The sequence below is a fragment of the Aeromonas sp. PrichA-15 genome (genome assembly GCF_017939245.1).
Classification (GTDB): Bacteria; Pseudomonadota; Gammaproteobacteria; order Enterobacterales; family Aeromonadaceae; genus Aeromonas; species Aeromonas caviae.
Genome location: NZ_JAGKRH010000092.1, coordinates 1 through 11,840, shown reverse-complemented (window position 1 = coordinate 11,840; position 11,840 = coordinate 1). Strand labels below are relative to the sequence as shown.

Here is an 11,840-nt window from a genome sequence, read left to right as displayed (position 1 = left end):
ACGATTGATCTCAGAGCGAGTTTCTTCGACAAGGGTAAGGTGTTCAATCAACGTCATAGCGCGTGCCTCCTGCATGGAGACGCGATTAGATCACAGACGATCTGCCTGTTCAAATTTCATTAACAAAGTGCGATCCCGCCCTGGGCTGGTGGGGGCATGATCGGTGGCCAGCACGCTTGCGTCATGCATCACCCAGACGTTCTTGCCGGCGTGTTTTGCCCGGTAGAGCGCTTCGTCGGCTTCACGCAGCAATTGCGCATCGTCTTCGACGCCGGGGCGGTAACGGCTCACGCCGATGCTGGCCGTCACGCAGGCCGGGGTGTTCCCGGCCAGCATTACCGGTTTGCGTACGACTTCCAGCACGCGTTCCAGTGCGTGGCGGAAGTCGCCCTCCAGCAACAGCAGCACGAACTCATCGCCGCCCAGACGGGCCAGTGTTTCCCGCGCGCGCATGATGTGCTGCATCCGTTTGGCCATTTCGACCAACAAGCGATCGCCCTCGGCATGGCCCAAGGTGTCGTTGACCGCTTTGAAGCCGTCGAGATCCAGCATGCACACCACGAGCTGGCTGCCATTGCGTTGCGAGGCGGAAATGGCCTGGTGCAGTCGGTCTTCCAGCAGCCGGCGGTTCGGCAGCCCGGTCAGTGCATCGAAGTGGGCCAGCGAACTGAAGTGGTCGCGCTGGGTCATCAGGGCGCTGATATCGGCGTAAACCGCCACGTAATGCTCGAGATGTCCCGCGTCGTCGGTCACGGCCGAAATCGATGTCTTGGCGACATACACCTCGCCCGACTTGCGCCGGTTCCAGACTTCACCCTGCCAGCCCTGCTGCTGGTTCAGGGCGTCGTACATCTGCGCGTAGAAGTCCATGTTCTGCTGGCCCGAACTGAACATGCGCGGGTTATTCCCGACGAGCTCGTTTTTGCGGTAGCCGCTCAGTGCTTCGAAGGCTGGATTGGCATCGACGATCCGATGCTGCGCATCGACCACCAGAATGCCTTCCTGTGCCGCATGGAACACCTTGGCTACGAGTCTGAGGCTTTCCATGGCCTCCTGCTGCCTGCGCTCGGCGCGGTGCTGCGCAGTGGTGTCGGTATGGGCGCCGAACATCCATTCGGGCTTGCCGTCGGCTGTCCACGAGCGCACAGCGCCGCAGTCGCGCGCCCACACCCAGTGCCCATCCTTGTGGCGCATGCGTACGTCGACGTCGTAATAGGGCGTTTCGCCCCGGAAATGGCGCTCCAAGGCACTGCCCGAGTTCACGAGATCTTCGGGATGCGAGAGCTGTTGCCAGGTCTGGATCGACACCGGTTGCAGCTCATCGAGCCGATAGCCGGCGATTTCCGCCCAGCGCTCGTTGAAGATGGTTTCGCCCGTCTGCACGTTCCATTCCCAGGTCCCGGCCTGTGTGCCGGCCAGGATGTTCTTCAGCCGCTCGCGCTCGTCCGCCAGGCGCCGCGTCGTGTCGGCCAGCGCAGCCCGGGAACGCTCGAGGTCGGCGTAGGGGCGTCGGATGGTTTCGACCACCAGGCCCTGATAGAGCAGGTAATACGCGCCGATTTTGTAAAGATGCCCGGCCAGGTTGTATACATCGGTGACATGGGCATACATCGTGAAAAACAACTCGCTCAGCCCCATCAGCCCGGCCGCACCCAGCAGGGCGGGGGCGTTGAAGGGGCAGGGATTGCGCATCCGCCAGGCCAGGACACCGACGGAGGTGGCGAACAGCAACACCAGCACGTTTTCGGCCTGGATCTTGAAGCTCGTCAGGCCCTTGCCGGCGATGAAGGTGCGCGGCACCCAATCCGGATAAAGCAGGAACACCGTGTGCGCCAGCACTACATACGCACCCACGGCTAGCAGTACACGACCTGCGCTGAATGACGAACGAACCTGCCAGGCCATGGACACCGCCGCCAAAATGCCGATGGCGGCCAGCAGGCGAGCCGCCAGCCAGAAATTGATGGCTTTCTCCGGGTCGCTGGGCGTGACGAAATCGGGCATGCCGCGGTACGACAGCATGTGCGTGAAGTCGAGCAACGCAACCCCGAGGAAGCAGAAGGCCAGCAGCTGCACATTGGCTGGCAGTGCGCGCGAGGGATTGAGCCAGCCCACCGCGAACACCATCACGGCGATGACGATCGCGGCGGTTTCCAGCGCCATGTGTAGCGGCAGGTAATTCGCGATGCCGGCCGTGCCGGGCGGGGAAGGCAGCACCCACAACAGGATGAGCAAGGCGGCCGCGGCACCCAGCAGGGCGAACGCACGGGCGGTGTTGCGGGCGTGGACAGCGTGGATGGCGGCCATCATGGTGTGCCCCAGTTTTCGATGGGGACCGGTTTGCCGAACAAATAGCCCTGGAACATCTCGCAGCCGCGCGTCAGCAGGAGTTCGTGCTGGGCGGGGGTCTCCACCCCTTCGGCCACCACTTCGAGTTCGAGCGAGCGGCTGATCGCCAGGATGGCCCGCACGATGGCTTCGCTGCTGTTGTACTGCGCCATGTCACGTACGAAGATCTGATCGATCTTCAACTGATCGAAGGGCAGGCGCTTGAGGTAGGACAGCGAGGAATAGCCGGTACCGAAGTCGTCGAGTGCGAACTTCACGCCCAGCGCCTTGATCTCGTGCATGCGCGATACCGTGGTTTCGATGTCGCCCAGCACGGCGCTTTCGGTGAGCTCGATCTTCAGTTTCTCGGGCGGAATGCGATGACGCGCGATGGCTGACTGAACCTTGTCGACAAAATCGGGCTGGTGGAACTGCTTCGCACTGACGTTGATCGCCAGGGTGTAGCCACGGCTGGTGTCGTGTTGTTGCCAGACGAACAGCTGCGCGCAGGCGGCATTGAGCACCCATTCGCCGATCGGCACGATGAGACCGGTTTCTTCGGCCAGCGGAATGAAGCTGGCCGGCGAGATCATCTTGCCCTGCGCGTCGAAGCAGCGGATCAAGGCTTCGGCGCCGACGACGCGTCCGTCACGGTTGATTTGCGGCTGGTAGTAAAGCTTGAAGCCGTTTTCGGCAATCGCTGCGCGCAGCTTGAGTTCCAGTTCGGCGCGGGCATCGGTCACCGCCTGCATTGTCTCGCTGAAGAAGCGGATCGCGTTGCGACCGTCCTGCTTGGCCCGGGCCAGAGCGACTTCAGCTTGCTTGAGCACTTTGTCGGCCGCGCTCTGGCGCCCCTGGAACAAGGTGATGCCGATGCTCAGTGTGCCGCGGTAGGGACCGCTGGCCAAACCCAGGTCGTAAGGGGTGTTGGCGGTCTGATACAGCTGTTCGGCGATCTTTTCGGCGTGGGCAATGGCCGCGATGTGGTCGGTGCCGATCGCCTCGACGACGATCGCGAAGTCGTCGTCGCCCACGCGTGCCACGGTGTCGTCCGCGCGCAGTGTCGCCTGCAGGCGGTGGGCCAGTTCGCGCAGCAGCGCGTCGCCAGCCTCGTGCCCCTGCGTGTCGTTGAGCATCTTGAAATGGTCGACATCGAGCAGCAACAGCACGCCATAGGTGTTGCTGCGCTCGCTGGCGAGGATGGCTTGCTTGAGACGGTCCCACATCAGGCTGCGATTGGGTAGCCCGGTGACGGAGTCGTAATAGGCCAGGCGCTGGATGCGCGCCTCGGCCTCGCGGCGCTCGGTGACGTCTTCCTTGACCGCGACATAGTGGGTGACGCGGCCGTCGGCCTGCTTGATCGGAGCGATGGTGGCTAACTCGATGTAGGGGCTGCCGTCCTTGCGCGTGTTGGTGAATTCACCGCGCCACACCTCGCCTCGGGTCAGCGTTGCCCACAGTTCGCGGTAGGTGCCTTTGGGCGTTCTGCCGGCGTTGAGAATCTTCGGGTTCTTGCCGATCACTTCACCCACGGCGTAGCCGCTGGTGCGGGTAAAGGCCTCGTTGGCATATTCGATGCGGGCGTCGGTGTTGGTGATGACGATGGTGCTGGGGCTTTGTTCGACGGCCTGGGCCAGCTGGCGTATGCGCAACTCGACTTCGGCCTGGCTCTCCTGGCTGCGGCGCAGCACGACTTGCATGATCAGCAACAGCACCAGGGTGACGAAGACCAGCACTGTGCCCACGAGGGCGGTTTGTCGCCACAGCGCGAATTGCTCGTTCACCGCCCGCCCTACGAGCACGAAGAAGGGGTAATCGTCGAGTTTCTGAAAGGCGAAAATGCGCTCGATGCCGTCGATTGAACCGGCATAGCGCACCACGCCTGAACGCTCCCCGCTTTGAATCTGCTGGTAAGGCGGGATCTGAGTTGCGGTCTGATTGATGGCGGCCGGCGCATCAGGCCAGCGGAACAAGAGCCGACTGTCGTCGCTGCGGCGCACACTGACGACATCTTGTTCGCCCGCATCGACATCGGACAGCAAGGACTGGAAGTACGGCAGATTGAGCGCGATCGTGACCACCCCCTGGAACTCGCCTGCAGAATTCACAATGGCGCGATAGCCGGCCACGGTCGGAATCGCTTGCCACTTCGTCACCAGCGTCGGCGAAAACTGCAGGTCCTTTGACGGCGTGGCGCGTGCCTGCTGGAAGTAATCGCGGTCGCTGATGTCCCAGTCCGGCATGTGGTCCAGGCTACTGGCTCGGATCTGGCCGTTTTCGTCGGCAATGACGATCAGCACCATTTCAGGAAACTGCCTGGACAGTTGCTTGACGTGGTGTTGCAGGTGTTCGAAGACGTCCGAATCGGCCGTCGATCCGGATGCGTGAAGTACCGCTTCCAAGTAATGGTCACGCAGAAAGGCGACGGTCATGTCGATGCGGCGCAAGGCGCCTTCCAGCTGCGTGGACAACACCCGCGCCTCGTTGCTCGAGGCCTTCTCGACTGCGGTCTCGGTCGACCGATACGAGAACAACAGGAAGGCACCGAGCAGCCCGAGGACCAGTACGACCACCGCCACCGCCTGAAACAGCGGGTGTGCAATCGGGCTGTGCGCGGGATGGGGTGAGGGGTCGGTCATCCGGTTTGCTTTCAAACAAAGCTCCGTGACAGGCAACGACATGTTGGGCGCTCTGGCCACAATGCCGATCAGATGTCAAAAGGGGGCGTGCGTGCGAAGGTGTAATTATGCCGGTGACGCGGTATCGGCCACTGATAATAGCACGAAATCGATAATAGCACGAAATCGTTTCAGTGTCGCGAAAAAGTGCCAGGTTTTTTTCGCCAAGGGACGCTTCACTGCATGTATCGCAGATGAATACGCATGTGCGATGGGTGACGCTGGCAGCCGCTACAATTCGGCCTTCCATCCACTACGGGGCACCTCGAAAAACCCCAAATTTCCAGTGAATCCCGCCGCGTCACGATGACCCCGACCGAATCCGGTTCAATTTCCCTGGCCAGCCACCGCATTTGCCTGCGGTGCCGCCTTGTTTTTGCCGCGAATCGCCTCGGGCAGCGGCAATTCGGCCCATTTTGGGCGTCAGAAGGCCGAGCTCACGCCCGCCTTCTGGAAGTAGACCAGCCGCTTCAGGTTGTAGCAGGTGGCCATCATGGTCATCGCAAAGCTCGCCCGCACCTGACCGATGGTGCGGATCAGCTTGCCACCCATCTGATCGATCGCCCCGAACACATGCTCGACGCGGGCACGGATCTTGGCGATGCGCCGGTTGCGCCGCTTCTGGCACTCCGAGAGCGGCTTGTTGCGCTGCCCTTTGCGCTGGATTTGGTTGCGAAACCCCCGGCGCTCGAGCCAGGCGTCGACCTGCGCAGACGGGTAGCCCCGATCTGCATACACATCGCGACTCGTGTTGCTGGCATCGAACACCGTGTATACGTGCTGGCTGTCGTGCGTGCTGGCCGTGTCGGTCTCGATCTTGCGGATGACCTTGTACTTGTTGTCGACGTTGATCGACAGCTTGTAGCCGAACAGGCTCTTGCCGTGCTTCTTGGTCCAGGTGGTGTCGATATCCTTCTGGCGCCGCTTGGCCGGCTTCCACTCGATGGGCATCGCCCCTTCCTTGATCAGCGCCTTCTCGCCTTTGCGGTTGTGCTGCTTGGGCACGGGCACCAAGGTGGCGTCGACGATCTGACCCCCACGGGCGATGTAGCCCTGTCTGTCCAGCTGCGCCGTCATGCCATCGAACAGCGCCCGCGCCCCCGCTTCACCGATACGGTTCTCGAAGGTCCACACCGTGGTGCGGTCCGGAATGGTCGTGGCGTCGGTCAGACCGCAAAAGCGCTTGTAGCTCATCCGGTCGAGCAGCTGATACTCCATCTGCTCATCGGACAGGTTGTACAGCCGCTTCAGAACCAGGATCCGCACCATCGTTTCGGTCGGATACGGCGGACGGCCGCCCTGCGCACTCACCGGGCGCGGCGCCACCCGGTCCACCGCCGCGGCCAGCGCCGCAAAATCGATGTGCGATTCGATCTCGGCCAGCGGGTCGCCCAGCGAGTCGATCTTCTTGCGGTGATGCTCGTCGGCGAACAGGTCGGTCTTGATGGCGGTGCGTGGTTTCATCGGTGCAGGCTGCGGGGTTCAGGACGTCGTAATTTTACCAAGGGCGGGCGAGGCGGAGGTTTTTCGACGCGCCCCTGAGCAAGTAATCGAAGTGGCCAAATCGCCGAATCCACGCCCTCAAGGCCAAGGCGTTACTATCTGGCTCGGATTGCGGACGCCGGTTCGGTTCCCGTTTCCACCACCAAAACCCAAAATCCCAACCCTTATCGGTTGGGATTTTTTTTGCCCAGAACGCCAGTGTTGGCGCGGTTTCCGGCCTTGGCCTCTTGAGCACGCCCCTCCGGAAGTCGTCGTTTTCGGCGTGCATTCCGCCGTTTTTCTCTCTCTGTTCTCTGCTGCCCTCTTGAGCATTCAAGGCCCGAAGTCGTGGATTGGCGCGGGTTTGCAGGGCATCGGTTTGCTTCTTCGCTTGCTCTGGCGGGCGCGACCGAGGCAGCGAAAGGCACAAAAAAACCGCCCTGAGGCGGTGTGTCGCTGCGGCACGGACGTCAGCGCGAGCCTGTCACCAGTGCCTCACGTTGCGCCAACCAGGACGCCGACAACTTGCCGCGTAGCAACTGGCTGACGCCCACCTCGAGGTGTCCCAAGGCGATGGCTTCGATCAGGTCGGGGGCCAGTTGCGCCAATCGACTCATCTTGCTGGCTTGGCCGAGGTCGATGCCCTCGGCCGCCGCGATCTCGGTCATCGAACTGAACCGTCCTTCGTCCAGCAAGCGCTGCCAGTGGTGTGCGAGGCCTAGCGCCCGCAGCAAAGGGGTGTCCTGCGCCATCTCACGCACCTGCCGCTCACGTTGAGCCTCGTCCATGAATTCCTGCGGCGCGTCCAATGGCGTGATGACCTGCTTTTTCAGGCCCCGGCGCACCAGCGTCCAGGGTAGGAATGTCTCCATCTGCACACCGCCAGCGGGCAGCGGCGTCTGATACATCACTGGGTCACCCTTGGCGTGGCCACGATGTTTCTTGCTCATACGTCCTCCTCGAAGCTGGCCATGAGCTGGCGCTGGGCCTGCCAATCCACCATCAGGCGGTTTCGCTGAAACCACATCAGCGTCAACCGCCGTGGCTGCTTGCCCGCCATGAACTGCTCAATGATGTCGGGGGCCAGCAGGGTCATGCGAAGCAGTTCGTTGACCACCGAGTGGTGCAGTTTCTCGGCGCGGGCGATGGCCGACCCGCTTTGCATTGCGCCGGTGTCCAGCAGGTGCTGCCAGTAGAAGGCGCGTGCTACGCCGTCGAGCAGTGTCACGTCGTGGACGCTGCGCTCGTCGGCAGCCACGCGTTGGACACCCCGTCGGCGAAACGTCAGGGGCACAAAGGTTTCCATCGATTCGTCCATCAGGCTTCGACCTCCAGCAGTTCAGCACCAATGCTGTCCGGGGCAAACTCCTCGATGAGCGCGTTCCAGCCGACCTCACGCCACTTCACCTTGATGCCTTGCACCTCGCCCGCGTGGACGAGGTCGATGCGCTCGATCATCAGGTTGGCGATGCGGTGGCGCTCGACCGGGAACAGTTGATCCCACACGTTGTTGAGCCGTCCCATCGCCATCACGGTGGTGGCCTCGTCGATCTGGGCCCCGTTGCGCTGGATGTGCCGCACCACCGACGCCACAGTTTCTGGACTGGTCAGCACCGTCCGGATCTGGGCCACCACCGCCCCCTCAATCTCCGGCGCGGGCAGCCGCTCGTAGCTCTTGCCCGGCGCACCGAACCGCGCTTCCGACTTGGACACGTAGTAGTGGTACTTGCGCCCGTTCTTGCGCGAGTAGGTCGGGTACATCCGCTCGCCCGAGGGTGCGTACAGCAGGCCGCGCAGCAAGGCATCGGTGCGCGACCTGATCTTGGTTTCCACTGACCGGGTGTGGCCGTCTTTGGCCAGCACCTCGTGAACCCGCCCCCACAGCCCGGGATCGATGATGGCTTGATGCACCCCCGGGTACCAACTCCCCTTGTGCGACAACTCCCCGAGGTAAATGCGGTTGCGCAGCAGCTTGTGCAGGTACTTCTTGTCGATGCGCGTGCCTGCCCGTGTCTGACCGTCTTGTGTCGTCCACGCCTTGGTGGTGATGCCCTCCAGCGTCAGGTTGGCAGCAATCTGGGTGGGCGAGCCGATGGTCAACATCTCCTCAAAGATGCGCCGCACCACCGACGCCTCTGTGTCGTTGATCACCAGCAAGCGGTTCTCGACGTCGTAGCCCAACGGTGGCACGCCACCCATCCACATCCCTTTGCGCTTGCTGGCGGCGATCTTGTCGCGGATGCGCTCGCCGGTGACTTCGCGCTCGAACTGAGCGAAGGACAGCAGCACGTTGAGCATCAGCCGTCCCATCGATGTGGTGGTGTTGAACTGCTGGGTGACCGACACGAAGGACACGCCGTGGCGTTCGAACACTTCGACCATCTTGGAGAAGTCGGCAAGGCTACGCGTCAGGCGGTCGATCTTGTAGACCACCACGATGTCGATCTGGCCGCGCTCGATGTCCGCCATCAGCCGCTTCAACCCGGGCCGATCCGTGTTGCCGCCGGAGAAACCGGGGTCGTCATAGTCGTCGGCGACAGGAATCCAACCCTCGGCGCGCTGGCTGGCAACGTAGGCGTGACCGGCTTCCTTCTGCGCGTCGACGGAGTTGAATTCCTGGTCAAGGCGCTCGTCCGACGACACCCGGCAGTAGACCGCGCAGCGTTTGCGTGCTTTGGGAGATGCAATCTGTACGGCGTCGCTCATTGCGCACCTGCCTTGGCCGTAAGGCCAAAGAACAGCGGGCCCGACCAGTGCGTGCCGGTGATATGCCGGGCCACCGCCGTCAGGCTCTTGAAGGTGCTGCCCTCGTACTCGAACAGACCTTCGGCAGTGACCACTACCTTGTGCTCACGCTCGCCCCATTCGCGCAACAGGACAGTGCCGGGCGCGAAGTTGATATCGCGCGGACGGGCCCGCAGCTTGATCTTGGAATGTTTGGCACCGATGGCCTCCAACCGCTGGCGGGTGTTGTTCGACAATCCACCGAAGGCCTCCTCCTGCATCTTGTAGGCGATACGCGACTCGATGAAGGCGCGGTTGGGGTTGATGGGGCGGCTACTGAAGTACCGATCCCACACTGGCCAAAGCTCAGCGATCGGCAGGTTGGACAGCGCCGCGATCTGCGCGGCGACGGATGCTTGTTTCTCGTTCATCACAACTTCTCCTGTTGATAGGGGGTTGTATGAACGCGCTGGTCGAGCAGTAAGCCAAGGCCAACTTCTCTGGCTTTCGGCTCGTTTGCCACGACGGTGCGGACGATGGCGGCCGCAAGGATGGCGGTGATTTCACCAGCGCGGGCGCTGGCGGACATCTCTGCTGGAGATGCAAGTTCGATGTTCTTCATGACGGGCTCCGGGGAATAGCAACCGTCGGAAATAGTGAACCTGATCCTTCGGACAGGATGGCAACGCAGGGTAATAGGGTCAGAAAAATTGCGCGTTTACGAAACAGTTGACTGGCGCACGTCTTGGCCCTATGATCTTGGAATTAACCAATTACGCAATTAGGAAACGGCTATGCCTTTCGGAGACTTCATTCGCAAGAAGCGCGAAGAGAAGCAGATACAGATGAACGACTTCGCGCGTCAGCTTGAGATTTCACCTGCCTACTGGTCACGCATCGAGCGCAACATGGAAAAGCCACCCAAGGACGAGCTAATCCGCAAAGCGGCAGAGATTCTGGGCATCGACCCGGACGACGCGTTCGTTGAAGCCAGTCGGCTGCCACCAGACATGCGCGAGGATGTGGCCAGCGTTGTGCGGATGTACCGCCGGGAAGTGACGGAGAAAAAGTGAATGCCGGTTCTGACCCTCGACTACCGGCATTGCGACCGCAAGCGCCCAAAATTCATCAAGCACATTGAAATCGAAGCCATCGCCGCACAGGCCCGCCAGCAGCTAGTGGGTGTCGGTGTTGATGCCATTGCCTTCGACGCTTTGCGGCAGATCGACCGGCTGAAAATCAACAACATCGACTTCACGCTCGAGGTCAGCACCGAGTGCGAGGTGCATGATGAGGATGGCAACCACGTATTCGGGATCTGCGAGTACGACCCTGGTGTCCCGGACACGGCGATGGTGTGCGTGTCGCCGGTCGGCGAAAAGCTCAGTGAACTGCTGGCGCTCAGCACACTAGCCCACGAACTCGGGCACGCGGTGTTCGATGCGCCAGGCTGGATCATGGATGGCAGCAAGGGGCCGGGACTGTTCGATGCCTTTGAGCCGTGTGGGCAGCGTGCCTATCGCACCACCACGCCGGACAGCGAACACTTGGCGAAAGTACCAACAGCCCCTGCAGCAGCACTGGCGACAGAAGTGCATTTTGCCGAGCTGCGCGCCAATGAGTTCATGGGTTCGCTGCTGGTGCCGCGCCAACTGTTGAGCACAGCAGCAGAGGAGCTGGCTCCGGAATACAACATCAGCGTGCATCGTGGGCCCTCGCTTGATCCTGAGACTCCAGGCACCAGCCTACACCTCACCGCTACATCCCCCGCCGATATCGCTTTGGGCAATGTGGGGCCAGAGGCACTTGAACAGTCAGCCTTGCCTGTAAGGTTTGAGCCCATGGCAGCCTGTGAATGGGAACCTCTCCGTCACTGGCTTCGACAGAATGCGCATTTTTCGACACGCCAAGATAAAGCGATCCTACGCGACTGGCAGAATGCATTCGAGCTGTATGGCATGGCTCCGATGATCCCGAGCTGGCAGCCTATGGTGGACATGACTAGGTCTATCGACCTCGCTGCTGGTCTCGAACAACTTCAACATTGGCGTTAGTTCGGAGATAACTGATGGACATATCCCAAGCACAGTCCTTGGTCACCCAAGTCAGACACGCTCACCGTCTGATAGAAGGCTTTTACGCACGGATCCTGCCACAACTGGATAAGTTGGCTGGTGAAGCCGCTGACGCCGATTTTCGTTTCTGGGGTAGCCTGGAGGGCGACGGTGTCGGTAAGGCAACATCCAGGCCTTCTTCTCGCGCGCCTTGGAGTTTCTTGCCGCTTTTCCAATCTTATTACTGCTACCAACTTAGTCGTGGATCTGAAAATTCTCAGAAAGGGGATATTGCACTCTACTTTCGCTTGAACATTGATGATGCATTCATCGAAGCGGCACCAGAGGTGATAGATTACGACCCTCACACCGGCAGTTCTTCACTCGAGGTACATCTATATCGCTTTACCAAGCATGCCATGTATAACTCAGGGCGGGATCATACCCTGAGATTTAATGGAACTTTCTGATTTTTCAGCGATCTGATCGGGTGTTCTCATCTTATTGGAGCCACCCGTTATGGACTTCTTCGCCCACTTATCGCTCATCGAAGACCCGCGCAGTTCTGTCAATC

At 61.1% G+C, this 11,840-nt stretch carries 11 protein-coding genes; 3 read left to right on the top strand and 8 right to left on the bottom strand.

What is annotated here, in order from left to right:
• Window positions 1-90 precede the first annotated feature (90 nt).
• From J9889_RS13190 to J9889_RS13155, 8 genes are all read right to left on the bottom strand, one after another.
• Entirely contained in the window at window positions 91-2,310 is a 2,220-nt protein-coding gene (locus J9889_RS13190; protein WP_210556975.1) for an MASE3 domain-containing protein, read from the bottom strand.
• Window positions 2,307-4,982 (bottom strand): EAL domain-containing protein, encoded by a 2,676-nt coding sequence (locus tag J9889_RS13185; RefSeq protein WP_210556966.1) that lies wholly within the window; start codon window positions 4,980-4,982, stop codon window positions 2,307-2,309. The genes J9889_RS13190 and J9889_RS13185 overlap by 4 nt, the downstream gene beginning before the upstream one ends.
• A 447-nt stretch (window positions 4,983-5,429) precedes the next feature.
• On the bottom strand, window positions 5,430-6,470 hold the full coding sequence (locus J9889_RS13180) for an IS5 family transposase (RefSeq protein ID WP_210556965.1): 1,041 nt from the start codon (window positions 6,468-6,470) through the stop codon (window positions 5,430-5,432).
• A gap of 488 nt (window positions 6,471-6,958) precedes the next feature.
• Window positions 6,959-7,438: a hypothetical protein gene (locus J9889_RS13175; protein WP_210556964.1), complete on the bottom strand. Its 480-nt coding sequence runs from the start codon at window positions 7,436-7,438 to the stop codon at window positions 6,959-6,961.
• A complete protein-coding gene (locus J9889_RS13170) occupies window positions 7,435-7,794 on the bottom strand; it encodes a site-specific recombinase resolvase (RefSeq protein WP_246878091.1) in 360 nt (119 codons plus the stop codon). Before J9889_RS13170 ends, J9889_RS13175 begins: the two co-directional genes overlap by 4 nt.
• A gap of 11 nt (window positions 7,795-7,805) precedes the next feature.
• Complete coding sequence (locus J9889_RS13165; protein WP_210556963.1) at window positions 7,806-9,194, bottom strand: recombinase family protein; 1,389 nt, start codon at window positions 9,192-9,194, stop codon at window positions 7,806-7,808.
• Window positions 9,191-9,643 carry a DUF2924 domain-containing protein gene (locus J9889_RS13160; protein WP_210556961.1) on the bottom strand — a complete coding sequence of 151 codons (453 nt, stop codon included), beginning with the start codon at window positions 9,641-9,643 and terminating at the stop codon, window positions 9,191-9,193. Before J9889_RS13160 ends, J9889_RS13165 begins: the two co-directional genes overlap by 4 nt.
• The gene (locus J9889_RS13155) at window positions 9,643-9,834 is read right to left on the bottom strand and encodes a hypothetical protein (protein ID WP_210556959.1); all 192 of its coding nucleotides are present in this window, start codon (window positions 9,832-9,834) and stop codon (window positions 9,643-9,645) included. The genes J9889_RS13160 and J9889_RS13155 overlap by 1 nt, the downstream gene beginning before the upstream one ends.
• A 172-nt stretch (window positions 9,835-10,006) precedes the next feature.
• Here J9889_RS13155 and J9889_RS13150 point away from each other — a divergent pair, with 172 nt between their 5' ends.
• Genes J9889_RS13150 through J9889_RS13140 form a run of 3 tightly spaced genes read left to right on the top strand, consistent with a single transcriptional unit; the run spans window position 10,007 to window position 11,736 of the window.
• The gene (locus J9889_RS13150) at window positions 10,007-10,285 is read left to right on the top strand and encodes a helix-turn-helix transcriptional regulator (protein ID WP_196672710.1); all 279 of its coding nucleotides are present in this window, start codon (window positions 10,007-10,009) and stop codon (window positions 10,283-10,285) included.
• A complete protein-coding gene (locus tag J9889_RS13145; protein ID WP_210556957.1) occupies window positions 10,286-11,266 on the top strand; it encodes a hypothetical protein in 981 nt (326 codons plus the stop codon).
• A gap of 14 nt (window positions 11,267-11,280) precedes the next feature.
• Window positions 11,281-11,736 (top strand): hypothetical protein, encoded by a 456-nt coding sequence (locus J9889_RS13140; protein WP_210556955.1) that lies wholly within the window; start codon window positions 11,281-11,283, stop codon window positions 11,734-11,736.
• Window positions 11,737-11,840 lie beyond the last annotated feature (104 nt).

What these genes read in the sequence shown, in the direction of transcription:
- J9889_RS13180 (WP_210556965.1), bottom strand. Translation starts at nt 6,470, where the DNA reads ATGAAACCACGCACCGCCATCAAGACCGACCTGTTCGCCGACGAGCAT.
- J9889_RS13155 (WP_210556959.1), bottom strand. Translation starts at nt 9,834, where the DNA reads ATGAAGAACATCGAACTTGCATCTCCAGCAGAGATGTCCGCCAGCGCC.
- J9889_RS13175 (WP_210556964.1), bottom strand. Translation starts at nt 7,438, where the DNA reads ATGAGCAAGAAACATCGTGGCCACGCCAAGGGTGACCCAGTGATGTAT.
- J9889_RS13150 (WP_196672710.1), top strand. Translation starts at nt 10,007, where the DNA reads ATGCCTTTCGGAGACTTCATTCGCAAGAAGCGCGAAGAGAAGCAGATA.
- J9889_RS13140 (WP_210556955.1), top strand. Translation starts at nt 11,281, where the DNA reads ATGGACATATCCCAAGCACAGTCCTTGGTCACCCAAGTCAGACACGCT.
- J9889_RS13190 (WP_210556975.1), bottom strand. Translation starts at nt 2,310, where the DNA reads ATGATGGCCGCCATCCACGCTGTCCACGCCCGCAACACCGCCCGTGCG.
- J9889_RS13160 (WP_210556961.1), bottom strand. Translation starts at nt 9,643, where the DNA reads ATGAACGAGAAACAAGCATCCGTCGCCGCGCAGATCGCGGCGCTGTCC.
- J9889_RS13170 (WP_246878091.1), bottom strand. Translation starts at nt 7,794, where the DNA reads ATGGAAACCTTTGTGCCCCTGACGTTTCGCCGACGGGGTGTCCAACGC.
- J9889_RS13165 (WP_210556963.1), bottom strand. Translation starts at nt 9,194, where the DNA reads ATGAGCGACGCCGTACAGATTGCATCTCCCAAAGCACGCAAACGCTGC.
- J9889_RS13145 (WP_210556957.1), top strand. Translation starts at nt 10,286, where the DNA reads ATGCCGGTTCTGACCCTCGACTACCGGCATTGCGACCGCAAGCGCCCA.